Below are 26,295 nucleotides of genomic sequence, written 5' to 3'. Positions count from 1 at the left end.
CGCCAATGTACCAACCGCCGCATTTCCGCGAAGACGATCTCGGCACCCAGCATGCGCTGATCCGCGCCCATCCGCTGGGCATGCTGATCACATCGGGAAATTCCGGTCTGCTGGCCAATCCGGTGCCGTTTCACCTTGATGGAGAAGCTGCCGAAAAAGGTGTGCTGCGGTTGCATCTTGCCCGGGCGAACAGCCAGTGGAAAGACATCCGCGATGGCGCGACGGTGCTCGCCGTGTTCCAGGGTGCTGACAGCTACGTGACACCTTCCTGGTACAAGACCAAGCAGGAGACAGGTAAGGTCGTGCCCACCTGGAACTACGCCATCGTTCAGGCCCGCGGCCCGGCCCGCATCGTCGAAGACGCCGGCTGGCTGCTTGCCCAGATAGAGGCAATCACCAGCCAGCATGAGAACAGCCGGCCAATGCCCTGGTCCGTCAACGATGCGCCAGACGATTTCATTTCCGCCCAGTTGAAGGGTATCGTCGGTGTCGAGATCGAGATCTCGGCGATCGAAGGAAAGTGGAAGGTCAGTCAGAACCGCCCGGTCGGCGATCGTGAAGGCGTTGCCTCTGGCCTTGATGATATGCCCGGTCAGAACGCAATGGCCGATCTTGTACGCCGCTACGGAGCTTCCCGCCTGACATGAATCCTGCAGACAACACTACGCCTCTGGTGATCGCAATCGATGGCCCTGCGGCAGCCGGCAAGGGAACCCTGTCGCGCCAGATCGCCGAAACCTACGGCTTCCAGCATCTCGATACGGGCCTCACCTACCGCGCAGCGGCCAAGGCGCTGCTTGATAGGGGTCTGCCCCTCAACGACGAGGCCGTTGCCGAGACGATGGCGCGAGACGTTGAACTTGCAGGCCTCGACCGCGAAATGCTCTCGGCCCATGCGATTGGCGAAGCGGCCTCGAAGATCGCCGTCATGCCCGCCGTGCGCCGGGCGCTGGTGGAAGCGCAGCAGGCGTTTTCGAAGCGCAAGCCCGGAACGGTGCTCGACGGGCGCGATATCGGCACCGTCGTCTGCCCCGATGCACCCGTGAAACTATATGTCACCGCATCGCCTGAAGTGCGCGCCAGACGCCGTTACGACGAGATCGTTGGCCGCGGCGATGCCGCAGATTTCGACGAGATTTTTGCCGATGTGCGAAAGCGCGACGAGCGCGACATGGGGCGTGCCGACAGCCCTTTGAAGCCTGCGAAAGACGCGCACTTGCTTGATACGTCAGAAATGGGTATAGAGGCCGCGTTTCAGGCCGCGAAGGCGATTATCGACGCCGCCCTGAAAGGATGATGACCGACCGGATAACCGGCGGCGCATTCGAGCCCGATATCTTAGTCCTTGCGCCGGATTGCCTCTGAACATGACGAGGCGGGCTTGGATTTCGGGTGTGATCAACACGAACCCACGGCGCAATGTGTCCTTGACTGGACACGACCAGGAGATTTCATGGCAGTAACTAACCCGTCGCGGGAGGACTTCGCAGCCCTTCTCGAAGAATCCTTCGCAACCAATGATCTGGCCGAAGGCTACGTTACCAAAGGTCTGGTAACGGCGATCGAAAAGGACATGGCCGTTGTTGACGTCGGCCTCAAGGTCGAAGGTCGCATCGCGCTGAAGGAATTCGGCGTCAAGGGCAAAGACGGTTCGCTGAAGGTCGGCGACGAAGTCGAAGTCTATGTCGAGCGCATCGAAAACGCGCTTGGCGAAGCAGTTCTGTCGCGCGAGAAGGCTCGCCGCGAAGAGAGCTGGGTCAAGCTCGAAGTCAAGTTCGAAGCTGGCGAACGCGTTGAAGGCGTTATCTTCAACCAGGTCAAGGGCGGCTTCACGGTCGATCTCGACGGCGCTGTTGCCTTCCTTCCGCGCAGCCAGGTCGACATTCGTCCGATCCGCGACGTGACCCCGCTGATGCACAACCCGCAGCCCTTCGAAATCCTCAAGATGGACAAGCGTCGCGGCAACATCGTTGTTTCGCGTCGTACGGTTCTCGAAGAGTCCCGTGCAGAACAGCGTTCGGAAATCGTTCAGAACCTTGAAGAAGGTCAGGTTGTTGACGGCGTCGTCAAGAACATCACCGATTACGGTGCGTTCGTTGACCTCGGCGGCATCGATGGCCTGCTGCACGTGACCGACATGGCATGGCGCCGCGTCAACCATCCGTCGGAAATCCTGTCCATTGGCCAGCAGGTCAAGGTTCAGATCATCCGCATCAACCAGGAAACCCACCGCATCTCGCTCGGCATGAAGCAGCTCGAGTCGGATCCGTGGGATGGCATTGCTGCCAAGTACCCGGTTGGCAAGAAGATCTCCGGTACCGTCACGAACATCACGGACTACGGCGCATTCGTCGAGCTGGAGCCAGGCATCGAAGGCCTGATCCACATCTCGGAAATGTCCTGGACCAAGAAGAACGTACATCCCGGCAAGATCCTTTCGACCACGCAGGACGTCGACGTTGTCGTTCTCGAAGTCGATCCGTCGAAGCGCCGCATCTCGCTCGGTCTCAAGCAGACCCTCGAGAACCCATGGCAGGCATTTGCGTTCAGCCATCCGGCCGGCACTGAAGTCGAAGGCGAAGTCAAGAACAAGACCGAATTCGGCCTGTTCATCGGCCTCGACGGCGACGTTGACGGCATGGTTCACCTCTCCGACCTCGACTGGAACCGTCCAGGCGAACAGGTCATCGAGGAGTTCAACAAGGGCGACGTCGTCAAGGCTGTCGTTCTGGATGTGGACGTCGAGAAGGAGCGTATCTCGCTCGGCATCAAGCAGCTTGGCAAGGATGCTGTCGGCGAAGCCGCAACATCCGGCGAACTGCGCAAGAACGCTGTCGTTTCGTGCGAAGTCATCGCCGTCAACGACGGTGGTGTTGAAGTGAAGCTCGTGGCTCACGAAGACATCACGTCCTTCATCCGCCGCAACGACCTGGCACGCGATCGCGACGATCAGCGTCCGGAGCGTTTCTCGGTTGGTCAGGTTTTTGACGCCCGCGTCACGAACTTCTCCAAGAAGGATCGCAAGGTCATGCTGTCGATCAAGGCTCTCGAGATCGCTGAAGAAAAGGAAGCAGTTGCACAGTTCGGTTCGTCCGACTCAGGCGCTTCGCTCGGCGACATCCTCGGCGCGGCTCTGAAGAACCGCGGCGGCGAGTAATCGTTGTAGCTTGAAATGCGAAAGCCGCCGGATCGAAAGATCCGGCGGCTTTTTTCATGCCCGCTATTTATCTCGGCCGAGTCTCGAACCGTCGGCTCACGTCCATCCAGCCATGCGCCAGTAGAGGTCGTTCGGACGGCTTTCCTCATTGCTGACGTCCGCAGACGCGGCTTCGCCATCGCCGAGATTGTCGTCGTCGGAAGGATCCTTCCCGTCGTCAGGGTGGTCGAACGCCTGGCCCTGGCTGTGGTCGCCTTCGCCATCCTCGTCGATCGCCGTCACCGGCTGCGTCTTGCGGTTTTCGCGCCGCGGCTCGTCGTCCGCCATTGGGTAGGGGACAAAGGGCAGGCCAATCGCCTCGCGCTGCACGAGCGGCAGCGGCACTGGCATCGCTTGGATGTCAGGGTCTGGCACGCCCTCCGGGGCTCCGCTGGCTTTTGCGGCCGTGGTGTGACGTTCTGCAATGCGCAGCAGATCGTCCTCGGGATGCGTTATCCCGGCCGTATGCATTGCGTCTATGTCCGGAGCAGCCGGGGCAGGTTGTCCCTGTCCGGCGGCATGTGCCACCGTTCCACTGCCCCCTCCGCCAAACAGGTTCTTGAAAAGTGCCGCTGTCGAATTCTCGACCGGAGCTCCTGTCGCGAGCAGCGCCGCCTGAAGCGCGCTTGGTGCGATCGCAGACACGAGTTGCGCGAGATTGCTGGGCCATTCCACAGCGGGTTTCGGCGCCGTCGTGGCGTCTCCAAACTGCGGGATCTTCAATTCGTTGTCGAAGGCGTCGATAACCGCTGCGACCAGAGCCCCGGTATTCGTCACGGTCGCGATGCCCGGCACGGAGGTCTGCGGCAGGGCTTGCGGCATCGGCTTCGCATCTGCGGCCGCGATCGACGCGACTTGCGCAGGCACGGGGCTCGCATCCGGCTTGACCGGAACCGGATTTGGGACGGCGGGAGACGGCAGAGCGGGCTTGGATTGAAGCTCCGCGGCTGCTGTCGCGAGACCGTCTGTTAGGACCGGCATCGGCCGCGCAAGGATCGCCCCACGGGTCGGCTCTTCCTGCAAACCGATGAGCGGCGGCCGCAGTTGGTTGCTCCCGAGGTTCGCGCTCAGAACCTTGGTATCTGGAACAGCGGCGGCTGATCCCGCAGGGGGTGGCGAGAACGGAGCGATAGCTGGTGCCGCTGCACCGGTGGCGGGCGGCGTTGCGCTGGTGGCGGGTGACGTCACCGACTGCGATTTTGCTCCGATATCAGGCAAAGCACCGGGGGATGGCCTGGGGGTCTCTGTACTTGCTGTGTCCGGAGCAGAAGCTGGCAGAGGCACTACCGGCGATGCGGGGCTGGGCGTCGAGGGCTGGAGCGCTGAGGGCGCGGGCGATGATGGGCCGGGCAAGGAGGGGCCAGTCGGGGCAACTGCCGGCGGGGGGCCGGGCCGCGTCGCAGGAGAGGGTGTCGCACCGTCTTTTGGAAGGCTGGCGATTTCATTCTGTCGATACGAGCTGACCGCTGCATTCTCCGCCTGATCGCTATCCGCTACCAGCGCTGCTTCGAGCGACAGGATCAGCCGTGCTGCATCGAGACCTGCCGGGTTCTTGAGAATTTCAGCCAGCAGCGACACGGACATGCCCTTCACCAGCTGGCTTAGCGTTTTCTCGAGCGCTGCAATGTCGTCCGCATTCATGGACTGCACGGTGACAGTCAGGCGCTCCGCGTAGTCTGCCAGCGTCTCGCCGTCGTTTCGTGGTATCTGCAGGATTTGGCCGATCGTTTCGGCGAAGATCGACGACCCGTAGGCAAGCTGCAACTGGCCGGAGAGCGACAGAAGGTTCAGGCGGTCCCCCGTAAGCATTCCGCCTCTGGAGGAGATTGCGGGATCACCTTCTGCGGATGCAGCGATGGAACGCGTTGTCGCAATCGGACGTGCCGAAGAGAGTGGGTCGGCCTGCATGCTTTGCGTAGCACCGACGGGGGTCAGCATGGCGTGCTTCCATCTCTCGCGTGTGAAGGGAGGGGACAACTCGGCCGCACACGACCGCACGCGCAAGGAGCACGCCGAAACTGTGCCGCCATCTCATGGCGCACGATTTGCCGATCAGCAATTTTAAGCGCGCTATGGTTAAATCATCGCTAATCGCTGGTTTTCACGGGCCGATGGTCAGCTGTGCGCAAAAATGTCGGTCTCGCCCCATCCGAGCAGATCGAGCTTGGCTCGGGTCGGCAGGAACTCGAAACAAGCCGTGGCGTGTTCGATACGCTCATCGCGGAGCAGGCGTTCGGTCAGCTTGTCGCGGAGCGCATGAAGGTGAAGCACGTCGGACGCCGCATATTCCAGTTGGGCCTGCGACAGGGTTTCGGCCGCCCAGTCGGTCTGCTGCTGCGCCTTGGAGATGTCGACGTCGAGCAACTCTCTCAGATTGTCCTTGAGGCCATGTCGATCCGTATAGGTCCGCACAAGCCGCGATGCGACCTTGGTGCAGAAGACAGGCGTGGTCGTAACCCCGAACGTGTGAAACAGAACTGCGATATCGAACCGTCCGTAGTGGAAGATTTTCTGGTGGGTGGGATCGGCAAGCAATGCGACGAGATTGGGAGCGTCTTTTTGCCCCGAAGCGATCCGGATGACGTCCGCCGTTCCGTCGCCCGGCGATAGCTGCACGACACAGAGCCTGTCGCGGCGGGGAACGAGGCCAAGCGTTTCGGTATCGATCGCGACCGCGCCCGTGTAGCGCGACGCGTCGGAGGCTGGAATATCTCCATGATGGTACCGTATCGTCGTCTTCATACGTGTCTCCGATGCCTCGCTGTCTGTCGGATAACCTAGAGGAAAGCTCAGGCGGAAGCACGTAGCCAGGACGTCTTATCCCGGACAATGGCTACCGCTTGGCGACGACGAAACACGAACGCGTGAGCAATTGCCCAGCAATGCAGCAAACGCATTGCTGCATTGCAGCAGAGCCTCTTGGCGCACCGGGAAGATACGGCTAGAAGTTTGGTCATCGAACGACGCACCTCCTCCTCCCAGTGTCGTTCGATACGGATCAACAACACCCTCCTCCTCCCAGTTGTTGATCAAGTTTAAAGCCTGGCGCATCCTCCTCCCGCGCCAGGCTTTTCTCGTTTTGTATCCCTTAAAATCCTCTATGACCGGCTCTGCCTCCGCAGAACGCCTTGCTGCGCAATAAGAAAAAGCCAGCGCATCGCTGCACTGGCTTGTCCGGCATAAAGGTGGATCTGCAGGTCAGCCCAGAGCTTCTATCGCCTTCATCACGTCGTCGTCGATCTTGAGACCGTGCTGGATGCTTTCGGCGCGAAGACCGCGGCCTCGCCGGCCGGGCAGGCGGACACCGTCCTGCTTTGCCATTTCGCTCGCCAATGCCGCAAAGCGTTCTGCCGCGCCGCCACCCGTCGTGGCATCCGGATCGATGACGATCAGCGACTGGCCGAGCGATGGCGGAGGCCCGGTCTCATCGAACAGCGAGCTTGCCTGGTAGGAGAAATGCGCCCCGCCGATGCCGGCCGCCATCACTTCGACCATGAGTGCAAGCGCTGCCCCCTTGGCGCCACCGGAAGGGGCCATCGTTCCCTTGATCGCGGCAAATGCGTCGGTCGTCGGATTGCCGTCGGTGTCGAACGCCCAGTCGTCGGGAATACTCGTCCCCTTCTGGGTCGCTTCCATCACCTTGCCGCGGGCAACCTTGGAGAGTGCTAGATCGATGACCAGCGGCTCGTCACCGGCAATAGGCGCCGCAAAAGCGATCGGATTGGTGCCGAACAGCGGCACCTTGCCACCCCAGGGGGCCATGGAGGCGGGCGCGTTGGCAAACATCATCGCAACCAGCCCCTGCTCGGCAAAGCGCTCCACGGTCAACGCCATGACGCCTGCATGGTGCGAACGGTTGATGGCGGCAAAGGCGATGCCCTGTTCGCGCGCAATCGCTGGAAGTTCCAAGACAGCGAGATCGAGCGCCGGATAGGCAAAGCCAAAGTCCGCGTCGATTGCAAGAACTGCGGGCCTTGGCCTGCTCGCCTCAGGCCGAGCAGTGCCATCCACCTTGCCGGTCCGCACCTGTTTGACATAGGCCGGGATCCGGCGAAGCCCGTGACCGGACTGGCCGGCGGCTTCCGCCTGCACCAGGGCGCGGGCAACCGAGCGTGCGGTGCTATCAAGCACGCCGTTGGCTTCGAAAACGCCGCTCACCAGCGTTTCGGCTTCTTCAAGGGTAATCTGCATGGACAAGCTGTTCCGGGAGCGAGTGTTAAGGAGGGCAACCGAACCCGAAAGCACGGCTACTTGCACTCTACCGACTGAGTGACGAGGCTTGCAACACCTGCCGGTGCGATCGGAACAGGCGATGCGCGCCGAACGGCTGAGACGACGTAGTCGTCGATACGCGTATCTCCAGACGATCTGGCAACGGACACGCGCCCGATATTGCCATCGCTGTCGAAATTGAAGCTGATCGTCACGATCCCCTTCTGGTTTGACGGGCAGCGGCGGGCATTACGGGCGATCTTCGTGCGCACACGGGTCATCCAGGTGGACGGTGACATCGTCGAGGCCACCGATCCGCTCGAGGTCTGCGCAGCGGCAGTGCGCTCCGACGGCTTTGCCTGAACCTTTGCCTGCGCCTTTTCCTTCTGCGCCTGCGGCTGACGTCGTGGCTTTTCTACCTTCTGGACCGGCTTCGGTGGTGGTGGACGAGTGACCGGCAGCGGGACTTCCACGTTCTCCAACGCGGCGGTGACCTTCTGCTCGATCGGATCGACAGGCTCGGGCGGCGACGTTTCGACGATCTCCGGCGGCGGGGGCGTTTCCTCCGGCAGCGGCGTCTCGATCACGGGTTCCGGCGGCGGTTCGGGTGTCTCCTCAGCCACTTCCGGTGGCGGTTCGACCGGTGGCGGCTCCTCGATGGGTTCGACCTCTTCGACCGGCTCGGTCTGCTGGGTCTCGACCAGTTGCCGGTCTTCGGTGTCGGTAGCGATCTGCTCTTCGTCTGGGATCGCCGCCTCCGGCTCCGGCGCAAGCTCGATCATGATGGCGGCCTGCGGACCGTTGTCGGCAAGTTCCTCCGGCTCTTGCCTCATCAGAAGCGCTGCGGCGGCAATGTGGACCGTGAGCACAAGGATAGCGGCAGATCCCCACAGGGCGATCTCGCCGATCCGGCTCGCATATCCTCTGCGCTGCATGGCAAGGCTCATGGAGCGCCTCCGGTGGCCGGCGAAGCGGCTGGTGCAGGCCCTGCCGGTGCGGCGGATGTAGACGCTGGCGCCTGTTGGGCACCCGACGCGGCTTCCAACCCGACCAGCGCAATCTTCAGGTAGCCGGAATCACGCAGCAGGTTCATCACTTCCATGAACTGCCCGTAATCGACGGCCTTGTCGGCCCGCAGGAAGATCCGCGTATCCTTGTTGCCTTCGGTCTGACGGTCGAGATTTGCGGCAAACTGTTCGCGCGCGACCGGATCGTTGCCGATATTGAGCGACAGGTCGTCCTTGACCGTCACGTAGAGAGGCTCGTCCGGTCGTTCTGCGGGCTTGGCGCTGGAGGCGGGCAGATCGACATTGACGTCGACCGTCGACAGCGGCGCGGCCACCATGAAAATGATCAGGAGCACCAGCATGACGTCGATAAACGGCGTCACGTTGATCTCGTGATTTTCGGGAAGTTCATCGCCGTGATGTTCGCGAATGCCGCCTGCCATGGAATTATTCCCCCGCGATCAGAGACATCGACGCCGGCCTGCGTCCGCCTGGCGGCACCTTGCGGAAATCGAGATCGCGGCTGACCAGTCGTTCGACACCGGAAGCAGCGTCGGCCAGCAGCTGGCGGTAGCCGGTGACCGAGCGGGCGAAGGCGTTGTAGATGATCACGGCCGGGATTGCCGCGACCAGACCAAGGGCGGTCGCAAGCAGCGCTTCGGCGATGCCGGGTGCCACGACCGCAAGGTTGGTCGTGTTGGACTGCGAAATGCCGATAAAGGAATTCATGATGCCCCAGACCGTGCCGAACAGCCCGACAAACGGGCCAACCGAACCGATCGAGGCGAGAATGCCCGTGCCGCGGGCCATGCGCCGTCCGGAATAGGCTTCGATGCGCGACAGAACCGAAGACACGCGCTCCTTGACGCCACCGGTTTCCGCGTAATCAAGAGCTGCTTCGGAAAGCTCCACCTCTTCCGTCGCGGCACGCAGCATCAGGGCCGCAGGCCCGCCGCGACGGCCCGTCGTCTCAAGCGCTTCCGGCAGCGTATGCGCGCCCTGGATGATTTTCAGGACGCGCTTGGCGCGGGTACGGGCGCCCATCAGCTCCAGCGTCTTGGCGATCCAGATGGTCCATGTGAGAAGCGACGCAATGGCAAGGCCGATCATCACGGCCTTCACTACCCAGTCGGCCGCCATGAACATGCCCCAGGGCGAAAGATTGTGAGGAATATCGGCGCGCGCTTCGGGGGAAGGTGCACCCGTTGCAGCCGGAGCCTGCTCGATTGGCGTCACGGAGGGAGCAGCAGGTTCTGCCGGGGTTGCGTCTTGAACGGGTGGCGGGGTCTGCTGTGTCGTAGGAGCAGCGCTTGGAGGAGCAAGGGCCGGCGCTGTCTGTTGTGCCGGAGCAGGCGCTTCCGGTGCAGGCGCCTCGACCTGCGCGACCGCATTTGTCGTCATCAGCATCAAGGCCGCAATCGTTGTCACGAGGGGACCGGGCCCGGCAACGCGCAACTGCTTTCTGTAGAGGTGAGACTTCGGCACAACGGACATGGCAGCGATACTCCGACTGGTCGCCGGAAGGCTCAGGTGGCCCAACGGCTCGATATCATTCAGCCGGTCCGAAAACTGAGGGCGGCGGCTTGCCGCTATGCGATAATAAACATGAGTGTGGTTGGCAACTATAATCGGGAGAGTATCGCTTAAATTTGACTGCGTCCGTCATGATTTGGTCCGCATGGCCATGCTGCCAGCTGCAGCCTGTCTCCCAAAGCTCCGCACAAACGAAAAAACCGCCGGAGATTTCTCTCCGGCGGTTGATGGTTTCGGCAGCGCTAAACTTACAGCGTGCGCGTAATGTGCTCCACGCGGAAGCACTCGATCGTGTCGCCTGCGCGGATATCTTCGTAGTTTTCGAACGCCATACCGCATTCCTGACCCATCGGCACTTCGCCAACTTCGTCCTTGAAGCGCTTGAGCGTCTTGAGCTTGCCTTCGTGAATGACAACGTTGTCGCGCAGCAGGCGAACACCTGCACCACGCTCGACCTTGCCTTCGACGACGCGGCAACCTGCAACCTTGCCGGTCTTCGTGATGTTGAACACCTCGAGGATTTCGGCATTGCCAAGGAAGGTCTCGCGACGTTCTGGCGAAAGCAGACCGGACATTGCTGCCTTCACGTCATCCACCAGATCGTAGATGATGTTGTAGTAGCGGATCTCGGTGCCGGCACGATCGGCCGCTATGCGCGCCTGTGCGTTGGCACGGACGTTGAAGCCGATGATCGCTGCTTCGGAGGATTCGGCAAGCGCCAGATCCGACTCGGTGATAGCACCTGCGCCCGAATGGACGATGCGGGCGCGGACTTCGTCGGTGCCAAGCTTGTCGAGAGCGCCGATGATGGCTTCGACAGAACCCTGAACGTCGCCCTTGATGAGCAGCGGGAATTCCTTGTAGCCGGTATTCTGCAGCTTGCTCATCATCTGTTCGAGCGAACCGCGCTGACCGGACTGGCGAGCAACCGCCTTGTCGCGGGCAAGCCGCTGGCGATATTCGGAAATCTCGCGAGCACGGCTCTCGTTTTCAACGACGGCAAACTTGTCGCCGGCAGCAGGCGTGCTGGAAAGACCGAGCACTTCGACCGGCATGGCCGGGCCGGCTTCCTTGACGTGAACACCCTTGTCGGTCACGAGCGCGCGGACGCGGCCCCACTGATCGCCGGCAACGATGATCTGGCCAGGCTTCAGCGTGCCCTTCTGGACGAGCACGGTTGCAACCGCACCGCGGCCACGGTCGAGCTGGGCTTCGATGACGATGCCTTCTGCCGTACGGACCGGATCTGCCTTCAGGTCGAGAATTTCGGCCTGCAGCAGAACTGCCTCGAGCAGCTTGTCGAGATTGGTCTTGTTCTTGGCCGAAACTTCGACGTCGAGAACTTCACCGCCCAGCGATTCCACGAACACTTCGTGCTGCAGCAGCTGCTGGCGCACCTTGTCCGGGTTGGCTTCGTGCTTGTCGATCTTGTTGATCGCCACGATGATCGGAACACCGGCAGCCTTTGCGTGGCTGATGGATTCGATCGTCTGCGGCATCACGCTGTCGTCGGCTGCAACCACGAGGATCGCGATGTCAGTCGCCTGCGCACCACGGGCACGCATGGCCGTAAAGGCGGCGTGACCGGGGGTGTCGATGAAGGTGATCTTCTGGCCGTTCTGTTCGACCTGATAGGCACCGATATGCTGGGTGATGCCACCGGCTTCACCCGAAACTACGTTGGCCTGGCGGATCGCGTCGAGAAGCGAGGTCTTGCCGTGGTCGACGTGACCCATGATCGTCACGACCGGAGGACGCGACACCATTTCGCCGGCGTCGTCCATCTGGTTGAAGATACCTTCTTCAACGTCCGATTCCGAAACGCGCTTGACTGTGTGGCCGAATTCACCGGCAATGATTTCAGCGAGATCGGCGTCGATGACGTCGCCGGCCTTCATCATCTGGCCTTCCTTCATCAGGTACTTGATAACGTCGACGGCGCGTTCAGACATGCGCTGCGACAGTTCCTGAATTGTGATGGTCTCAGGCAGGATCACCTCGCGCATAACCTTTTCGCGGGTTTCCTGCATTTGGCTGCGGCGGAACTTTTCCTGCCGGCGGCGCATGGCAGCCATCGAGCGACCACGGCCGGTACCGTCATCATCAGTGCTGGCAGCGGTGATCGTCAGCTTGCCCTGGCGACGGCCTTCTTCGACCTTCGGGCGTGTCGGTGGCTTGGCAGGAACCGGCGCTGCAACTCGGCCGCGACCTGGAATGGTCCGGGCAGGTGCGCGATCCTCTTCCTCGTCGTTGCGGCGACCACGTCCGATGACGGGGGCGGCAACAGGTGCGGCTCCCGGCGTCGGGCGAGCCGAGTTACGGTTGTCTTGTGTATTGGCGTTGCGATCTGCAGCGGCTGGCGCTGGCGCGACGGGTGCCGGACGCAGAGCTTCCTCGGCAGCGCGTGCCTTGGCTTCTTCGGCCAGACGTGCTGCTTCGGCTGCTTCTTCGACCTTGCGGCGCTCGTCTTCTACCTTGCGGCGTGCATCATCCTCGACGCGCTGCTTGGCTTCGACCACATCGCGCGCCTGGGCTTCGACGAGTGCTCGACGGCGTGCATCCATCTCGCTTGCGGACAGGTCGTGCAGGACAGCACCACCCGAACGCTGCGGCTGGCGCTGCGGCTGTGACGGCTGCTGCGGACGCTGGCCCTGATGCGACGAGGGACGCTGACCCTGCGATGACGAAGGGCGCTGGCCCTGCGAAGAATTGGGGCGGTATCCCTGCGATGAAGGCTGCTGGACGCGCGGCTGCGGCGGGCTAGGCTGGCTGACGGGTGCAGCAGGGGCGGGGGTTGCAGGTGCGGCGGCGGCCACAGGGGCGGCTGGTACCGGCGCTGCAGGGGTTGCCGGCTGCGGGCGTGGCGCTACAGGAGCGGCGGCTGCCTCGACTGGCCGAGGGGCAGGTGCTGCGATCGGTGTAATTGGCTTTTCGTCGAGCGGACGGGTCGGACGGCGCTTGACCGTCTCGACGACGACCGCCTTGGTCCGGCCGCGACCCATGTCCTGGCGCACAGTACCCTGGGTCACACCCGATGGTTTCAGGGTAAGGGTCTTCTTCACGCCCAGTGTCTTGTCGTCGTTGTTATCAGTCATTCCGTTCCTGTTCCTTCGGACAGGAACAGATGGAAGCCATCAGTGCCTGTCGTTCAATTCGTACATATCGATGTGCGTCCGGCAAAAACCGGTAACCGCGTCATTGTTTCGGCATGTCAGCGACACCTTTTGTCTGGGACAGACCGCCCTTGCGGTACTGTTCAAGTAGGTTTGCGCGTTTCACTACACCTTCACCCGCCTGTCCCGCAAGCGCGCAGGCATGGATAAAAGCATTCTGGCCCATCACTTCGTCCAGTTCGGCCCCCGTGAAGAGCAAAAAGGATGGAATTTCTTCCTCGGCATTCGAGCCGAATTTGAAGGCCTTGCGGGCCTGATCGATCTTCCGGATACCGTCTGCCGCAGCGTCTGAGGCATGAAAGACGGCAATCGCGCCGCCGGAGCGAACTGCGGCATCGACCTTCGTCGCGCCCGAGATAAACTGGCTCGCCTTGCGAGCCATGTTCATCATGCCGATCAGATCGGCCGCGAGCAGTCTGTCAACCGTCGCCCCCAGATCGGCATCCGCCTTAGCGTCCGTCTTCAACGCGCGGGCGAAGGATTTCTTCTGGACCGCCCGGTCGATCAACGCCCGTTCGGCCTTTACCCAGCAGCCCCGCCCCGGAAGGCGACGCTTGAGATCGGGAACAACCTGGCCATCAGGCCCGGCCACGAAGCGGATCAGCGTTTCCGGTGATACGGCTTCACGGGTGACGATGCAGGTACGGTCATTCACGATAATCTCGTCGTCTGCATCGTCGTCTGGTTCATTGCCAATGGGGATCATTCCCGCTCGGCGGCAGGCGCCTCCTCGGCGTCTTCGGCCTCTGGTGCTTCTTCGGTGGCAAGATCCGCTTCTGTGATCCAGCCAGCCAGCAGGCGGGCCTGCACGACCATGTTTTCAGCTTCGGTGCGCGAAACCTCGAACTTCGAAAACAGACCTTCGAACTTCTTGGTCTCGCCGTCCTTGCGCTCGCTCCAGCCGACAAGATCATCGGCCGCGCAGCCGGCAAAATCCTCGATCGTCTTGATGCCGTCTTCGCCAAGCGCGACCAGCATCTGACCGGTCAGGCCTTCGATCTGCTTCAGCTCGTCGGCAACACCGAGTGCGACGCGCTTCGCATCGTTTTCAGACTCGATCCGCTCAAGATATTCGCGGGCACGGGTCTGGATCTCGGTCGCGGTATCTTCGTCGAAACCGTCGATGGAGGAGATTTCGTCGAGCTCGACATAGGCAAGCTCTTCAACCGCGGCAAAGCCTTCGGACGCCAGCACCTGGCCAACCATCTCGTCGACATCGAGCGCGTCCATAAACAGGTTGGTGCGCTCGTTGAATTCCTTCTGGCGGCGCTCCGATTCCTCGGCTTCCGTCATGATGTCGATATCCCAGCCGGTCAGCTGCGATGCGAGGCGGACGTTCTGGCCACGACGACCGATCGCCAGCGACAGCTGCTCGTCCGGAACCACGACTTCGATCCGCTCGCTGTCCTCGTCGAGAACAACCTTGGAGACTTCTGCCGGCTGCAGCGCGTTGACGATGAACGATGCCGGATCCTGGCTCCACGGAATGATGTCGATCTTTTCGCCCTGCAGCTCGCCGACGACGGCCTGAACGCGCGAACCGCGCATACCGACGCAGGCGCCGACCGGATCGATCGACGAGTCGTTGGAAACGACAGCGATCTTGGCGCGCGAGCCGGGATCGCGGGCAACGGACTTGATCTGGATGATGCCGTCGTAGATTTCAGGCACTTCCATGGTGAACAGCTTCACCATGAACTGCGGATGGGTACGCGACAGGAAAATCTGCGGGCCACGCTGTTCGCGGCGCACGTCGTAGACATAGGCGCGAACGCGGTCACCGTAACGCATGTTTTCGCGCGGGATCATCTCGTCACGGCGAATGATGCCTTCGCCACGACCGAGGTCAACGATGACGTTGCCATATTCGACGCGCTTGACGGTGCCGTTGACGATTTCGCCGACGCGGTCCTTGAACTCGTCGAACTGACGGTCACGTTCCGCTTCGCGCACCTTCTGGACGATAACCTGCTTGGCAGACTGGGCAGCGATACGACCGAAATCCATCGGCGGCAGCGGATCGGCGATGAAGTCGCCGATCTTGGCGTCAACGTTGCGATCGAGCGCCAGCGTCAGCGGGATCTGCGTGCCGTAATCCTCGGCGACGTCGACCACTTCCAGCAGGCGCTGGAGACGGATCTCGCCGGTCTTGGAATTGATGTCGGCACGGATGTTGGTTTCCGAACCATAGCGCGAGCGGGCGGCCTTCTGGATGGCGTCGGCCATCGCAGCCAGCACGATTTCGCGGTCGATGACCTTTTCGCGGGCTACTGCATCTGCGATCTGCAGAAGTTCAAGCCGGTTTGCGCTCACTGCCATTGTCGTTGGTCTCCGTAAGTCGAGCTATGTGCGACCTTCTCAAAGGAAGGCGTGCTGTCGGTTATTCTTCGTCAGTGTCTTCGTCGGTTTCGTCGTTCTGATTGGCGGCCTGCTGCTTGGCCGCCTTGTCAGCCCGCAACGCGTCGCGGATCAGTTCGTCGGTGAGGACAAGCTTTCCTTCGGACAGCGCCGTAAACGGAATGAGCAAATGCTGTGTCTCGCCATCGGCGACCTGATCGCGGTCGATCGTGAAGCCCTCGGACGTGACGTCGGTGATCTTGCCTCGAAAACGCTTGCGATTGTCGACCAGGATCGACGTCTCGCATTTCACGATATGGCCGTTCCAGCGCTCGAAATCGGACTTGCGCACCATCGGGCGATCGATGCCGGGCGACGATACTTCGAGATGATACTCGCGATCGATCGGATCTTCCACATCGAGAACGGGCGAGATCGCCATCGAGACGGCTTCACAGCCCTCGACATCCATCGTGCCATCGTTGCGTTCGGCCATGATCTGCAGCGTCGCGCCATTCTGATTGAGCATCCGGACGCGCACGAGGCGGAAGTCCATGGATGTCAGAACGGGCTCGATGATCTCGGCCACTCTGAGTTCAAGCCCGGTCTCGACGATCAGGCGCGGTTCGCTGTCGGTTTGTGGCATGCGCCCTCCGAATTCGTGCTCCCTGTCCGGTTTCCGGACGAGGGGGAGAAAAGCGATCGCCTAACAAAAAAGAGCGGGTCCGGGAGGGCCCACTCTTCATCGGACGATCAAGAATATGGCCTGCATATACGCTTTCACACCGGCGATTGCAAGACCGCCGCAAGACTCGTCGCATTCGCTCCGGTCCGTGATGGGGTTGGTGACAGCAGATCTCCATCATCGGGCATTTTAGGACATGACGCGGGTGGAATTTGTGGTCTTCAGGTCTATAACCCTTTGGTGACAGTGCCATGATGGGAGGAAGAGACTTGCCCGATCGGATTTCGACGCTGGCGCCGTTTCGGCTGCCGACGTTCCGAATGATCTGGATTGCCAGCATCGCGTCGAATTTCGGTGGGTTGATCCAGGCCGTCGGTGCCGCCTGGATGATGACGGCGATCGCCAGTTCGCAAGACATGGTGGCGCTGGTGCAGGCGTCCAACGCGTTGCCGATCATGCTGTTTTCGCTTGTCGCCGGGGCATTGGCCGACAATTACAATCGCCGCAGCCTAATGCTGACGGCGCAGGTCTTCATGCTGACCGTGTCGATTGCGCTGACGGTGTTTGCCTATCTCGGCCTGCTGACGCCGTGGCTTCTTTTGATGTTCACCTTCCTGATCGGCTGCGGCACGGCGCTCAATAACCCGTCCTGGCAGGCCTCGGTCGGCGATATCGTACCACGCGAAATCCTGCCGACCGCAGTGACGCTGAACAGCGTCGGCTTCAACATCACGCGCAGCGTCGGCCCGGCGATCGGCGGCGCGATCGTCGCAGCAGCAGGGGCTGCTGCCGCCTTCGCGGTCAACGCGATGAGCTATTTTGCCATTATCTACGCACTGGTTCGCTGGAAACCGCAGCGTGCCGACGATTCGCTTCCGCGTGAAACCCTGCTGCGGGCGCTGTCTGCCGGCCTTGGCTACGTCGCGATGTCGCCGAACATTCTGAATGTGCTGCTGCGCGGCCTGCTGTTCGGCCTGACCGCAAGCGCCATTCTGGCCCTTCTGCCGATCGTCGCCCGCGATCTCGTGTCCGGTGGCCCGTTCACCTACGGCATCATGCTGGGCGCTTTTGGCATCGGCGCCGTCGCCGGTGCCATTGCCAATGCGAGGCTCAGGGAAAAGTTCTCGAGCGAATGGATCGTCCGGTTCGCGTTCGTCGGCTTTGCCGCAAGTTCCGCCGTGATCGGCGCAAGCACGAACACGACACTGACGGTGATTGCGCTCTTGTTCCCAGGCGCCTGCTGGGTTCTCGCGCTATCGCTGTTCAACACCACCGTCCAGCTCTCCACCCCGCGCTGGGTCGTGGGGCGGGCCCTGTCCTTCTACCAGACGGCAACCTTCGGCGGCATTGCTGCGGGCAGCTGGATGTGGGGTCTACTTTCCGAAAACTTTGGCGCCTCGGTTGCACTGTCCATCGCGAGCTTGGCCATGCTCGTCGGCGCTCTCGTCGGATGGCGCATGCCGCTGCCACAGTTCGGCGATGTCAATCTCGATCCGCTCAACCGCTTCAACGCGCCGCTTCTGAGCCTCGCGCTGCAGCCGCGAAGCGGGCCGATCGTGCTCCAGATCGATTACCTGATCGGCGAGGCGGACATCCCCGAATTCCTGACCCTGATGGCACGCCGCAGACGGGTGCGGATCCGCGACGGTGCAAGGCAGTGGGCCTTGATGCGCGATCTCGAACATCCCGACGTCTGGACGGAGACCTATCATACCGCCACCTGGGCAGATTACGTGCGCCACAATCAGCGGCGCATGCAGATGGATGCGGAGATCTGGGACGCGATCCGCAAGCTGCATCAGGGCGATGAGGAACCGAAGGTTCATCGCATGATCGAGCGGCAGACGATCCCGCCGCCCTCCGACATCATGCACAAGCCGCATATCGACCTTCACCACTAAGGCGAAGGCTGTGGTCCGTTACTTGAGCCGGCTTTTCAGCGATGCATCCGGATAGCAGGTCGGCGTCAGGCCATTCTTGGCCTGCCAGTCGCCAAGCGCCCGGCGGGTTTTGAAACCCGGCAGACCATCCACGTTGCCGACATCATACCCCTTGGCCACCAACGCCTTCTGCATGGCAAGCACGTCGGAGCGAAGCATCTTGCCAACGTCACCCCACGAGCCCTCAAAGGCGCCGGCACCATGGGCGATACGATCAGCCAGATTGCCGATGAACAGCGCATAGAGGTCGGAGTTGTTATATTCCTTCAGCACGTAGAAATTCGGCGTGACGACGAATTCCGGTCCGTTGCGGCCGGCAGGTACCAGCATCATGCCGGATGCCTTGAGATCGGCGGAAGGAAAAGGCTTGCCCGACACGCGGGTGATCCCGGTCGCCGCCCAGGCGGAGATCGGCTTGGCCAGATCCGGGCCTTCCTGGGCGCAGGAAACCTTGGCAGGAATGGAAACCTCGAAACCCCAGTCACGCCCGCGCTGCCAGCCTTCCTTCTGAAGATAGTGGGCTATGGACGCGAGCGAGTCGGGCACGGAATTCCAGATGTCCGGGTGCCCGTCCTTGTCGAAATCGACGGCGTATTTCAGGTAGCTGGTCGGCATGAATTGCGGCTGGCCGAGAGCGCCCGCCCACGAACCCTTCATCGTCGCCGCATCCACGTCGCCGCGCTCGATCATCATCAGCGCTGCGATCAGCTCCTCGCGGAACATCGGTTTGCGGGTGGACATGAACGCCTTGGTCGCGAGAACCTCGATCGCCGAATACGGAAGCCGCGCCTTGCCGAAACCGGATTCGCGACCCCAGATGGCGACGACGATCTCGCCGGGAACGCCATAGGCAGCCTCGATCCGCTTCAGCGTTGCGGCATTCGCCGACGCAAGGCCGCGGCCGGTCGCCGCCAGTCCCTGCAGCCGCTTTTCGGAGAAATAGGCGCCGGGGGAAGAGAACTCCGCCTGGCTCTGATCCTGGCTTTTCGGCGGCTTTGACCCCGGCGGCACCAGATCAGGAATGCTCCAGTTGAGCGAGATCCCGCTAAACGCGGTCTTCAAGGTGCGCTCGGAAATACCTGCTTTGCGGGCTTCCGGCCCAAGATCGCTGGCGATCCATCGCTGGAACTGCTTTTCCACATCCGGCTTGTTTTGGGCCATCACGGGCGGCGGAAGCAGGCAAAGGATGGCGCCAAGGGCGATGAGTGTCTTGCGCATGAAATCTCCTCAGATCGCCGTTCGTGCCCGAAGTGCCGCCGTCAGCGTGCCTTCGTCGAGATAGTCGAGCTCGCCGCCGACAGGCACGCCGTGCGCAAGCCGGGTGATCTTGACATCGATGCCGGCTAGCTGGTCGGTTATATAGTGTGCTGTGGTCTGTCCCTCGACCGTGGCGTTGACGGCGATGATGATTTCCTTGACCACGCCTTCGCTCACCCGGTCGATCAACCCGCGAATGTTGAGATCATCGGGTCCGACGCCATCGAGCGGAGACAGCGCGCCACCCAGCACGTGATAGGCCGCGTTCATCGCGCCTGCGCGCTCCAGAGCCCAGAGATCGGACACATCTTCGCAGACGATCAGCGTCGACTGGTCGCGTCTGATATCGGTGCAGACCGTGCATGGATCGGACGTATCGACATTGCCGCAGCGCGAGCAGATCTTCACCTTGTCATAGGCCTCGCCCATCGCATTCGACAGCGGACCGAGCAGCTGGTCCTTCTTCTTGATGAGATGCAATGCCGCCCGGCGGGCCGAACGGGGGCCGAGACCCGGTACTTTCGCCAGAAGCTGGATGAGTTTTTCGATTTCGGGGCCGGTGACTCGCTTTGCCATGGTTCTCCTTTAGCCCATATGCAGGGGAAACGGAATCGACGAAGGACCAGCCGAATGAAACTTCTTAGCCTCTGCCTTGGTCATCCGGAAAAGCTTCCGGGCAAGAGCTACAAGACCGGCATCAACAAGATGCCGATGAGAAATCCGGTCATGATCGACGTGGAAGGCCTGGTCGGCGATGCCGTCTGCAATACGAAATATCATGGTGGCCCTGAGCAGGCGATCCTGCTTGAAGGCAGCCTGACGCTGGATTGGTGGCGGTCGCAACTCGGCCGTGATTTGCCGGACGGCACGTTTGGCGAAAACCTCGTCATCGAAGGGCTCGACAACCGCGACGTGGCCGCCGGCGACTGTTTTCGCATCGGTACCGAGCTTGTGCTGCAGGCAACATCGGCCCGCACGCCCTGCGCGACGCTTGCCGCCAAGATGGGCGACCCCACCTTCGTCAAAGCCTACCGGACGGCTGCTCGTCCCGGCATCTACTGCCGGGTGCTGACGCAGGGTTTCGCATCGGCGAGCGATGCGGTCGAGTTCAGCGTCTACCAGGGAACGAGGGTTTCCATTCCGGAACTGCTCGCCAAATTCGGCAAGCGTCTGGGGGATGACGACAGGCAGCGGTTTTTATCCGCACCGATCCACGCCGATATGCGAGAGGCGATCGAAGCCGGAAAACCCGCCAAGTTCTAGCGAATAGGCGGGTCTTGCCGGCAGGCGGTTCCTATGCGGAGCGCCGGTCTCGTCTTAGAACGGCAGCTTCATGCCGGGCGGGATCGGCAGACCGGCGGTCAGTTCCTTTGTCTTTTCGGCAGTGATTTCTTCTGCCCGATCCTTGGCCAGCTTGTGGGCTGCAATGATCAGGTCTTCGAGGATCTCGGATTCGTCTTCCTTAAACAGGGACGGATCGATCTTCAGACCCAGCATGTCGCCCTTGCCGTTCATCCGGATCGTCACGAGGCCGCCACCGGCCGTGCCTTCGACTTCGAGAGCGGCGATATCCGCCTGCATCTTCTCCATCTTGGCCTGCATTTCCTTGACCTTGCCCATCATGCCCATGATGTCGCGCATCGGGATCTCCTCTTCCTGATTTTTAAAGTTCGATGTCGTCGCCCGGCAGGATATCGCCCTCGGCGCTTTCCACCACGGCTGGCGGCGGCAATTCGTCTGCGTCGATTTCGTCCTCGCTCACGCGGATCCGGACGTCGGTGATCTTTGCCCCGGGAAACTGCGACAGGATCGCCGCAACATCCGGGTCGGAGCGCGCGTCGGTCAGCCGCGCTTCGCGCGCCGTTCCCTCTGCCTCGACCAATGTCGGCGAACCGTCTTCCTTGCTGAGGGAGACGATCCAGTGAATGCCGGTCCATTCCTTCAGCTTGACGCCGAGTTCACCCGGCAGCGTCGTTGGTCCGCCGTCGGTCAGGCGCATGTCGAGCCGGCCCGGTTCGATTTTCACCAGCCGCACGAAATTGCGCACGAGCGCTTTCAGCTTCGCGTCGCGGTTCTTGGAGCAGAGATCGACAATGTCGGCCAGCGAGCGAACAGCAACGCTGGGCTCGGGCTTTTCCTCGACACGGCCGACCGGCATCTCGCGCGGGTTGTCGTTCGGCACGGCCTTGAGCATCGCCGTCGGTCCGCCTGAAGGCATCCGCTGCGACTGCATATCGATCCCGCGGGCATTGAGCGGCGGCTGCGATGACGACGTCTGGCCTGCGCCATTGCCGCCGCCATTCCCATTGGGCGCACCGCGCTGGCCATCACCACCGGACAGGTCGGCAAGCCGGCGGGCGGCGTCCTCAGGTGAGGGAAGGTGGGCGGCATGGGTGAGGCGGATCAGCACCATTTCGGCGGCACCGGCGGGGCGGGAAGAGTTCTCCGCTTCCGGAATACCCTTCAGCAGCATCTGCCAGATCCGCGACAGCGTGCTGACCGCAATCGTCTCGGAAAATTCGCGACCGCGCACACGCTCGACTTCGCTCAGCGAAGGATCGTCCGCCGCTTCCGGGATATATTTGAAGCGCGTGACGAGATGGGTGAAGTCCGCAAGGTCGGTCAGAACCACGACAGGGTTGGCGCCGGCCTCGTATTGTGCGGTGAATTCGGAAAGGGCAGCCGTCACGTCGCCCTGCACGATCTGTTCGAACAGATCGACGATGCGGGCGCGGTCGGCAAGGCCAAGCATGCCGCGCACGGTATCGGCCACCACATGGCCTGCGCCATGGGCAATCGCCTGGTCGAGAAGGGACAGTCCGTCGCGAGCGGAGCCTTCAGCCGCGCGCGCGATCATCGACAGTGCCTCGGTCTCGGCCGGAATACCTTCCTTTTCGAGGATGGTCGTGAACAGGCCGACGAGATCGGCAGCACTGATCCGGCGGAGGTCAAAGCGCTGGCAGCGCGACAGGACGGTAATCGGCACCTTGCGGATTTCCGTCGTCGCGAAGATGAACTTCACATGCTCCGGCGGCTCTTCCAGCGTCTTCAGCAGGCCGTTGAAGGCCTGCGTGGAGAGCATGTGCACTTCGTCGATGATGTAGACTTTGTAGCGCGCCGAGACAGGACGATAGCGCACCTGCTCGATGATCTCTCTGATATCGTCGATGCCGGTATGGGAGGCCGCATCCATCTCGATGACGTCGACGTGCCGGCCTTCCATGATCGCCTGGCAGTGCTCGCCGGGAATGCGCAGATCGATCGTCGGGCGGTCGATTTCGGCAGTCTTGTAATTGAGCGCACGTGCCAGAATGCGGGCAGTCGTCGTTTTGCCGACACCGCGCACACCGGTTAGCATGTAGGCCTGGGCGATGCGGCCTGTTTCGAAGGCGTTGGTGAGTGTTCTCACCATCGGCTCCTGGCCGACCATCAGGTCGGAAAAATCCTTGGGACGGTATTTGCGGGCGAGAACCCGGTAGCCACTGCCGGAAGGCGTGGGCGCAGTCGGGTTGCTGGAATATGTCGGCCCGTCGTCGCTCATGAAAATCCTGCCAGCCTGTACGGGCCATTCCGGCCGTCAGAGACTGAGCGCGCCGGATGCTGACCAAGATGAGAGGGTGGGAGGCTGGCACGGCGACCCGTGCCTGGCTCGTTAGGGCTGCTTCCTTCCGGACCTGACCCGGTTGGCGAGTGGCTCGTCCACCACCAACCTCCCACCGCTCATATCGTCAATAACGCTTCCAAATGCAAGCCAAGCCTGTAAAAAACTACGACCAGATAAAAACATTAGGAGGAATGCTTGAGCGAGTTCGAACTGGACGGGCGCATTGCGCGGGACTCCGATCTCATCGCCACCCTCGATCTCTGCCAGCTGCGGATCCAGAATGACAGCCGCTGGCCATGGCTTGTCATGGTACCGCAGCGGGCCGACATGACCGAGATCTTCGAGCTTTCAGAAGCCGATCAGGCGCACCTGTCGGCCGAGGTCAATCAGATCGCGGCGGCTTTGAAAGCCACAACGGGTGCGACCAAGATTAACGTCGGTGCGCTTGGCAACATCGTCCGGCAGCTCCATGTTCATGTGATTGCCCGCTTCGAAGGCGATGCGAACTGGCCGGGCCCGATCTGGGGATACGGATCCGCAGAACCGTATGACGGCGAGAAAAGGCAGGCCCTGATGAACAGACTGATGGAAAAGCTTTCCCGATGAGCAGCATATTCGATACCGATACACCGCATCCCGACCCAAGCAGTCTCACGGCGTTTTCCGGCAACAAGCTCGACCGGCAAGCGGAAAACCGGGAAGACGACTGCATCGAGAAGGCGCTTTCCGTCGATGGCACCCATATCCTCGCCTTTTCCGGCAGCCGGGTCATTCTGAAGCACGACGGCCAGATCCTCGATCCGCTGTTTGCCGCCTATGAGCTCGCGGAGCTGAAGCCGGATTTCGACCGCGCCGTGCTGCTCGGCCATCACCAGAATGGCGAGCCGCGCGTCGCTGTCCCGGTCACGATCGCCGATGAAGAACTCGCAAGCCATTACAAGCCGACCGAGGCGCGCGCTCTTTTCCGGGAAGGGCTGCTCGATGACGAGCTTCAGGGTGAGGTCGCCCAGGCCGTGTCCCTGCTCAACTGGAATGCCGCCAATATCTTCTGCGGCAAATGCGGCTCACCCACCGAGATGAAGATCGGCGGCTACAAGCGCGTCTGCACACAGTGTCAGCACATGATGTTTCCGCGCACCGACCCCGTCGTGATCATGATGACGATCGATGAGGAAAACGATCGCTGCCTTTTGGGACGCAGCCATCATTTCCAGGAGGGTATGTATTCCTGCCTGGCTGGCTTCGTCGAACCCGGCGAAACGATCGAGCAGGCCGTCAGACGCGAAACCGTCGAGGAATCGGCGATCGAGGTCGGACGCGTGCGCTATCACGCATCGCAGCCCTGGCCGATGCCGCATTCGCTGATGATCGGCTGTTTCGCCGAGGCGACGTCGACGGAGATTACCATCGACGTCCACGAAATGTCTGATGTTCGCTGGTTTTCGCGCGGCGAGGTTCAGGCGATGCTGGATGCAGGTCCGGACGACAAGCCGTTCGGCCCCGCCAAGGGAGCGATTGCCTATCGGCTGATGCGCGATTGGATCGACTGGAAGCGCTGAAAGGAGCGCTTCCGACCGTCAGCCTTTCTGCAGCGCGCCGCGCATCGGATGGCCCTTATAGGTTCCGAGAATGCGGACTTTCTCGGAGAAGAACCGCAGCTCCTCGAGCGCACGGCGCACGGGGGCATCGTCGGGATGCCCCTCGATATCCGCATAGAACTGCGTCGCCACGAACTTGCCGCCCAGCTGATAGCTTTCGAGCTTCGTCATGTTGATGCCGTTGGTGGCAAATCCACCCATCGCCTTGTAAAGCGCAGCCGGTATGTTGCGCACGTTGAACACGAAGGTGGTGACGATCACGTCGTCCGCCTCGTTGCGCTGCACCCACTTCTCGTCGCGCGACAAAACCACGAAACGGGTGACGTTGTTTTCCGTGTCCTCGACATTTTCGGCGAGGATGTCGAGCCCGTAGAGACTGGCCGCAAGCCGTGGCGCAAGGGCCGCCATCGAGCGGTCGCCCTTTTCGGAAACGAGTTTCGCAGCACCCGCCGTGTCGCCGGCAACAACGGCCTTCCAGCCATTGGCGCGGATGATCTTGCGGCACTGGCCAAGCGCGTGGATATGGCTGTGGACGGTGCGGATTTCTTCGCGCTCCACACCCGGCAACACCATCAGCTGGAACCGGATCGGCATGAAATATTCGCCGACGATATGCAGACGCGATTCCGGCAGCAGGTAGTGAATGTCGGCCACACGTCCGGCGATGGTGTTTTCGATCGGAATCATTGCGAGATCCGAATCACCGTTCTCCAGCGCCTGGAACGCATCCTCGAAGGTCGGGCAGGGCAGGGGTTCCATGTCCGGAAACATGTCCCTGGACGCCATATCGGAATTGGCGCCGAATTCACCCTGGAAGGAAATGCGGTTGGTCGAGGCATTCATGAGGCTGATCCGTTACAAACCGCGGGAGGAAAGGATGGCACGCGCCTTTTCAAGGTCGGCCGGCGTGTCGACGCCCAGCGGCACCGATGCGACGATTTCGGCATCGATGCGCATGCCCGCTTCGAGTGCCCGCAACTGCTCGAGCGATTCGCGCTTTTCGAGCACCGAAGGGCCGAGCGTCACGAATTTCTCAAGCGCAGTGCGGCGATAGGCGTAAAGCCCGATGTGGTGGTAGAGCGGGCCGTTGCCGTAAGGGGCTGTGGCGCGGGTAAAGTAGAGCGCCTTCAGCCGCGTGTCTGACAACGGCGAACCGACGATCTTGACCACGTTCGGATTGGTCTTCTCGTGCTCTTCGGTGATTTCGACGGTCAGCGTGGCAATATCCGTCTGCGGGCTGTCCAGCAGCGGTTTGAGCGAGGCGCGCACGACGTCGGCTTCCACGGTCGGCAGGTCGCCCTGCACGTTGATGACGTATTCCACCTTGCCATTGGGGTCTGCCTTGGTCAGCGCTTCGAAGATCCGATCGGAACCCGACTGGTGGTCTTCGCGGGTCATGACTACCTCGAAGCCTGCAGCTTTTACCACATCGAAAATGTCCTGATGGTCCACGGCAACGACGATGCGACCGACATTGGCCTCCTCGGCGCGCTTTGCGACCTGCACGATCATGGGAAGGCCGGCGATGTCTGCGAGCGGCTTGCCGGGAAGGCGCGTCGACGCCATTCGTGCTGGAATGAGGACGAGCGTCCGGTCGAAAGCCGTGTAAGTCATCGTAAAACCTTCCAATCCAGCCTGTGCAGTGGCAAAAAGTCTCAAGCAGAACGAGCGTATCGTGTTGCAAGGCCTCTGCAAAAGACATAGCTTCCAAACAAATTCAAGGTGCCTGCTTTGGGACGGCGGGCCGGTGAGG

General features: G+C 61.6%; 23 protein-coding genes and 1 other RNA gene. 7 read left to right on the top strand and 17 right to left on the bottom strand.

Features of this window, described 5'->3' with window-relative positions; all coding sequences use genetic code 11:
* Positions 1–5: 5 nt before the first annotated feature.
* The 3 genes from ACQY1J_RS20235 to rpsA all read left to right on the top strand — a co-directional run bounded on the left by ACQY1J_RS20235 (position 6) and on the right by rpsA (position 3,157).
* A complete protein-coding gene (locus ACQY1J_RS20235) occupies positions 6–647 on the top strand; it encodes an FMN-binding negative transcriptional regulator (RefSeq protein WP_430250687.1) in 642 nt (213 codons plus the stop codon).
* A complete protein-coding gene (gene cmk / locus ACQY1J_RS20230) occupies positions 644–1,297 on the top strand; it encodes a (d)CMP kinase (RefSeq protein ID WP_430250685.1) in 654 nt (217 codons plus the stop codon). Before ACQY1J_RS20235 ends, cmk begins: the two co-directional genes overlap by 4 nt.
* Before the next feature lie 156 nt (positions 1,298–1,453).
* Positions 1,454–3,157 carry a 30S ribosomal protein S1 gene (gene rpsA / locus ACQY1J_RS20225; protein WP_062578558.1) on the top strand — a complete coding sequence of 568 codons (1,704 nt, stop codon included), beginning with the start codon at positions 1,454–1,456 and terminating at the stop codon, positions 3,155–3,157.
* Between the two features lie 96 nt (positions 3,158–3,253).
* Here rpsA and ACQY1J_RS20220 read toward each other — a convergent pair whose 3' ends face one another.
* From ACQY1J_RS20220 to rimP, 10 genes are all read right to left on the bottom strand, one after another.
* A complete protein-coding gene (locus ACQY1J_RS20220) occupies positions 3,254–5,005 on the bottom strand; it encodes a hypothetical protein (RefSeq protein ID WP_430250684.1) in 1,752 nt (583 codons plus the stop codon).
* Between the two features lie 306 nt (positions 5,006–5,311).
* Complete coding sequence (locus tag ACQY1J_RS20215) at positions 5,312–5,938, bottom strand: ribonuclease D (RefSeq protein WP_092663999.1); 627 nt, start codon at positions 5,936–5,938, stop codon at positions 5,312–5,314.
* Between the two features lie 456 nt (positions 5,939–6,394).
* Positions 6,395–7,387: an Ldh family oxidoreductase gene (locus ACQY1J_RS20210; protein ID WP_430250682.1), complete on the bottom strand. Its 993-nt coding sequence runs from the start codon at positions 7,385–7,387 to the stop codon at positions 6,395–6,397.
* A gap of 56 nt (positions 7,388–7,443) precedes the next feature.
* Positions 7,444–8,355, bottom strand: a complete 912-nt coding sequence (locus tag ACQY1J_RS20205; protein WP_430250681.1) for a cell envelope integrity protein TolA — start codon at positions 8,353–8,355, stop codon at positions 7,444–7,446.
* The gene (gene exbD, locus ACQY1J_RS20200) at positions 8,352–8,858 is read right to left on the bottom strand and encodes a TonB system transport protein ExbD (protein ID WP_092663993.1); all 507 of its coding nucleotides are present in this window, start codon (positions 8,856–8,858) and stop codon (positions 8,352–8,354) included. The genes ACQY1J_RS20205 and exbD overlap by 4 nt, the downstream gene beginning before the upstream one ends.
* Before the next feature lie 4 nt (positions 8,859–8,862).
* Positions 8,863–9,822, bottom strand: a complete 960-nt coding sequence (gene exbB / locus ACQY1J_RS20195; protein ID WP_430252018.1) for a tonB-system energizer ExbB — start codon at positions 9,820–9,822, stop codon at positions 8,863–8,865.
* Positions 9,823–10,196: 374 nt separating this feature from the next.
* Positions 10,197–13,043, bottom strand: a complete 2,847-nt coding sequence (gene infB, locus ACQY1J_RS20190; protein ID WP_430250680.1) for a translation initiation factor IF-2 — start codon at positions 13,041–13,043, stop codon at positions 10,197–10,199.
* A 100-nt stretch (positions 13,044–13,143) separates the two neighbouring features.
* Positions 13,144–13,827, bottom strand: a complete 684-nt coding sequence (locus ACQY1J_RS20185) for an RNA-binding protein (protein WP_430250679.1) — start codon at positions 13,825–13,827, stop codon at positions 13,144–13,146.
* A complete protein-coding gene (gene nusA, locus ACQY1J_RS20180; protein ID WP_062578575.1) occupies positions 13,824–15,440 on the bottom strand; it encodes a transcription termination factor NusA in 1,617 nt (538 codons plus the stop codon). Before nusA ends, ACQY1J_RS20185 begins: the two co-directional genes overlap by 4 nt.
* A gap of 61 nt (positions 15,441–15,501) precedes the next feature.
* Positions 15,502–16,104, bottom strand: coding sequence for a ribosome maturation factor RimP (rimP, locus tag ACQY1J_RS20175; protein ID WP_062454201.1), 603 nt, complete (start codon positions 16,102–16,104; stop codon positions 15,502–15,504).
* A 290-nt stretch (positions 16,105–16,394) separates the two neighbouring features.
* On the opposite strand from rimP, the gene ACQY1J_RS20170 reads away from it, so the two are divergent.
* Positions 16,395–18,044: an MFS transporter gene (locus tag ACQY1J_RS20170; protein WP_175487293.1), complete on the top strand. Its 1,650-nt coding sequence runs from the start codon at positions 16,395–16,397 to the stop codon at positions 18,042–18,044.
* Positions 18,045–18,062: 18 nt separating this feature from the next.
* On the opposite strand, the gene ACQY1J_RS20165 is transcribed toward ACQY1J_RS20170, so the two are convergent.
* A complete protein-coding gene (locus ACQY1J_RS20165; protein WP_430252016.1) occupies positions 18,063–19,244 on the bottom strand; it encodes a lytic murein transglycosylase in 1,182 nt (393 codons plus the stop codon).
* 66 nt (positions 19,245–19,310) lie between these two features.
* Positions 19,311–19,916 (bottom strand): recombination mediator RecR, encoded by a 606-nt coding sequence (gene recR, locus ACQY1J_RS20160; protein WP_430250678.1) that lies wholly within the window; start codon positions 19,914–19,916, stop codon positions 19,311–19,313.
* Between the two features lie 54 nt (positions 19,917–19,970).
* Here recR and ACQY1J_RS20155 point away from each other — a divergent pair, with 54 nt between their 5' ends.
* Positions 19,971–20,603 carry an MOSC domain-containing protein gene (locus ACQY1J_RS20155; protein WP_430250677.1) on the top strand — a complete coding sequence of 211 codons (633 nt, stop codon included), beginning with the start codon at positions 19,971–19,973 and terminating at the stop codon, positions 20,601–20,603.
* 54 nt (positions 20,604–20,657) lie between these two features.
* Here ACQY1J_RS20155 and ACQY1J_RS20150 read toward each other — a convergent pair whose 3' ends face one another.
* The 3 genes from ACQY1J_RS20150 to ffs form a co-directional block, all read right to left on the bottom strand.
* Positions 20,658–20,981 carry a YbaB/EbfC family nucleoid-associated protein gene (locus ACQY1J_RS20150; RefSeq protein WP_062454196.1) on the bottom strand — a complete coding sequence of 108 codons (324 nt, stop codon included), beginning with the start codon at positions 20,979–20,981 and terminating at the stop codon, positions 20,658–20,660.
* A 22-nt stretch (positions 20,982–21,003) separates the two neighbouring features.
* Entirely contained in the window at positions 21,004–22,881 is a 1,878-nt protein-coding gene (locus tag ACQY1J_RS20145; protein ID WP_174195408.1) for a DNA polymerase III subunit gamma/tau, read from the bottom strand.
* Between the two features lie 76 nt (positions 22,882–22,957).
* An RNA gene (ffs, locus tag ACQY1J_RS20140) (signal recognition particle sRNA small type) lies at positions 22,958–23,054 on the bottom strand.
* Between the two features lie 85 nt (positions 23,055–23,139).
* Here ffs and ACQY1J_RS20135 point away from each other — a divergent pair.
* Together ACQY1J_RS20135 and nudC are read left to right on the top strand one after the other, a co-directional pair.
* Positions 23,140–23,550, top strand: coding sequence for an HIT family protein (locus ACQY1J_RS20135; RefSeq protein WP_113109291.1), 411 nt, complete (start codon positions 23,140–23,142; stop codon positions 23,548–23,550).
* Positions 23,547–24,503, top strand: a complete 957-nt coding sequence (nudC, locus tag ACQY1J_RS20130) for an NAD(+) diphosphatase (RefSeq protein WP_113109292.1) — start codon at positions 23,547–23,549, stop codon at positions 24,501–24,503. Before ACQY1J_RS20135 ends, nudC begins: the two co-directional genes overlap by 4 nt.
* 18 nt (positions 24,504–24,521) lie before the next feature.
* Here nudC and ACQY1J_RS20125 read toward each other — a convergent pair whose 3' ends face one another.
* Together ACQY1J_RS20125 and ACQY1J_RS20120 are read right to left on the bottom strand one after the other, a co-directional pair.
* Complete coding sequence (locus ACQY1J_RS20125; protein ID WP_062454192.1) at positions 24,522–25,385, bottom strand: prephenate dehydratase; 864 nt, start codon at positions 25,383–25,385, stop codon at positions 24,522–24,524.
* A 12-nt stretch (positions 25,386–25,397) separates the two neighbouring features.
* Positions 25,398–26,156 carry a 3-deoxy-manno-octulosonate cytidylyltransferase gene (locus tag ACQY1J_RS20120; RefSeq protein ID WP_430250676.1) on the bottom strand — a complete coding sequence of 253 codons (759 nt, stop codon included), beginning with the start codon at positions 26,154–26,156 and terminating at the stop codon, positions 25,398–25,400.
* Positions 26,157–26,295: the final 139 nt, after the last annotated feature.

Source organism: Neorhizobium sp. DAR64860/K0K1, assembly GCF_050500205.1.
GTDB lineage: Bacteria > Pseudomonadota > Alphaproteobacteria > Rhizobiales > Rhizobiaceae > Neorhizobium > Neorhizobium soli.
The sequence above is the reverse complement of the archived record's forward strand: the minus strand, read 5'-3'. Positions and strand labels throughout refer to the sequence as shown.

Excerpts from the sequence above, each read along its gene's own strand:
- ACQY1J_RS20235 (WP_430250687.1), top strand. The coding sequence starts at position 6 with ATGTACCAACCGCCGCATTTCCGCGAAGACGATCTCGGCACCCAGCAT.
- cmk (WP_430250685.1), top strand. The coding sequence starts at position 644 with ATGAATCCTGCAGACAACACTACGCCTCTGGTGATCGCAATCGATGGC.
- rpsA (WP_062578558.1), top strand. The coding sequence starts at position 1,454 with ATGGCAGTAACTAACCCGTCGCGGGAGGACTTCGCAGCCCTTCTCGAA.
- ACQY1J_RS20220 (WP_430250684.1), bottom strand. The coding sequence starts at position 5,005 with ATGCTTACGGGGGACCGCCTGAACCTTCTGTCGCTCTCCGGCCAGTTG.
- ACQY1J_RS20215 (WP_092663999.1), bottom strand. The coding sequence starts at position 5,938 with ATGAAGACGACGATACGGTACCATCATGGAGATATTCCAGCCTCCGAC.
- ACQY1J_RS20210 (WP_430250682.1), bottom strand. The coding sequence starts at position 7,387 with ATGCAGATTACCCTTGAAGAAGCCGAAACGCTGGTGAGCGGCGTTTTC.
- ACQY1J_RS20205 (WP_430250681.1), bottom strand. The coding sequence starts at position 8,355 with ATGAGCCTTGCCATGCAGCGCAGAGGATATGCGAGCCGGATCGGCGAG.
- exbD (WP_092663993.1), bottom strand. The coding sequence starts at position 8,858 with ATGGCAGGCGGCATTCGCGAACATCACGGCGATGAACTTCCCGAAAAT.
- exbB (WP_430252018.1), bottom strand. The coding sequence starts at position 9,822 with ATGCTGATGACGACAAATGCGGTCGCGCAGGTCGAGGCGCCTGCACCG.
- infB (WP_430250680.1), bottom strand. The coding sequence starts at position 13,043 with ATGACTGATAACAACGACGACAAGACACTGGGCGTGAAGAAGACCCTT.
- ACQY1J_RS20185 (WP_430250679.1), bottom strand. The coding sequence starts at position 13,827 with ATGATCCCCATTGGCAATGAACCAGACGACGATGCAGACGACGAGATT.
- nusA (WP_062578575.1), bottom strand. The coding sequence starts at position 15,440 with ATGGCAGTGAGCGCAAACCGGCTTGAACTTCTGCAGATCGCAGATGCA.
- rimP (WP_062454201.1), bottom strand. The coding sequence starts at position 16,104 with ATGCCACAAACCGACAGCGAACCGCGCCTGATCGTCGAGACCGGGCTT.
- ACQY1J_RS20170 (WP_175487293.1), top strand. The coding sequence starts at position 16,395 with ATGATGGGAGGAAGAGACTTGCCCGATCGGATTTCGACGCTGGCGCCG.
- ACQY1J_RS20165 (WP_430252016.1), bottom strand. The coding sequence starts at position 19,244 with ATGGCCCAAAACAAGCCGGATGTGGAAAAGCAGTTCCAGCGATGGATC.
- recR (WP_430250678.1), bottom strand. The coding sequence starts at position 19,916 with ATGGCAAAGCGAGTCACCGGCCCCGAAATCGAAAAACTCATCCAGCTT.
- ACQY1J_RS20155 (WP_430250677.1), top strand. The coding sequence starts at position 19,971 with ATGAAACTTCTTAGCCTCTGCCTTGGTCATCCGGAAAAGCTTCCGGGC.
- ACQY1J_RS20150 (WP_062454196.1), bottom strand. The coding sequence starts at position 20,981 with ATGCGCGACATCATGGGCATGATGGGCAAGGTCAAGGAAATGCAGGCC.
- ACQY1J_RS20145 (WP_174195408.1), bottom strand. The coding sequence starts at position 22,881 with ATGAGCGACGACGGGCCGACATATTCCAGCAACCCGACTGCGCCCACG.
- nudC (WP_113109292.1), top strand. The coding sequence starts at position 23,547 with ATGAGCAGCATATTCGATACCGATACACCGCATCCCGACCCAAGCAGT.
- ACQY1J_RS20125 (WP_062454192.1), bottom strand. The coding sequence starts at position 25,385 with ATGAATGCCTCGACCAACCGCATTTCCTTCCAGGGTGAATTCGGCGCC.
- ACQY1J_RS20120 (WP_430250676.1), bottom strand. The coding sequence starts at position 26,156 with ATGACTTACACGGCTTTCGACCGGACGCTCGTCCTCATTCCAGCACGA.